The organism is Pantoea sp. sgz302252, assembly GCF_042610525.1.
Taxonomy (GTDB): Bacteria; Pseudomonadota; Gammaproteobacteria; order Enterobacterales; family Enterobacteriaceae; genus Erwinia.
On the sequence record NZ_JBHDVM010000040.1, the window covers coordinates 1 to 812 of the forward strand.

Here is an 812-nt window from a genome sequence, read left to right on the forward strand (position 1 = left end):
GCGCGGGCGGACGTACCGGCAGAGATGCAGCAGACCATTCAGGGCCTTAATTCACTTATCCTTGAGCAGGATCCGGCCAGTCCGGCACCGGCGCCTTCCCCGGCACCGACACCCGCGCCGGCGGGCGAAAGCCACGGCTATTTCCCGCTGCGTGCCGACACCCTCGGCAAAAACGACGCGCCGCCGGCGCTGCCCGGCCTCGGCCTGCCCGATGAGGCGCCGCCGCAGGCGGACGGCGAGGCGCGGCTGGCGTCGGCCGCCGTGCAGGCGGGCACGCTGCTCGCCGAAGACAGCTCCGAGGCGGGGATTAACTACGCCCGCAGCCTGGGCGAGGGGCTGATTAACCAGCAGATTAACGACTGGCTTAACCAGTACGGCAACGCCCGCGTCTCGGTGGGCACGCAGCGGACGTTCTCCGGCGACATGCTGGTGCCGGTGTATGAAACGGACAGCAGCCTGTTCTTTACCCAGCTGGGCGGGCGCACCAACCAGGAGCGCAACACCCTTAACCTGGGCCTGGGCTACCGCTGGTATCCGGGCGACTGGCTGCTGGGCGTCAACGCCTTCTACGACTATGACCTCACCGGCAAAAACAAACGCTTCGGCATTGGCGCGGAGGCGTGGCGCGACTACCTGAAGCTGTCGGCGAACGGCTATATCCGCGGCACGGACTGGCACCAGTCGCCGCTGAAGAGCATGGAGGACTACGACGAGCGGCCCGCGAACGGCTTTGACCTGCGGGTGAACGCGTACCTGCCGTCGTGGCCGCAGCTGGGCGGCAGCCTGAAGTACGAGCAGTACTTCGGCAAAGG

The 812-nt window shown here is 67.2% G+C and carries 1 protein-coding gene; it reads left to right on the forward strand.

The window, feature by feature from the left end; genetic code table 11:
- Window positions 1-24 precede the first annotated feature (24 nt).
- Window positions 25-812, forward strand: a 788-nt coding sequence (locus ACETPC_RS23775) for an inverse autotransporter beta domain-containing protein (RefSeq protein WP_380184896.1), incomplete at its 3' end; no start/stop codon positions are given.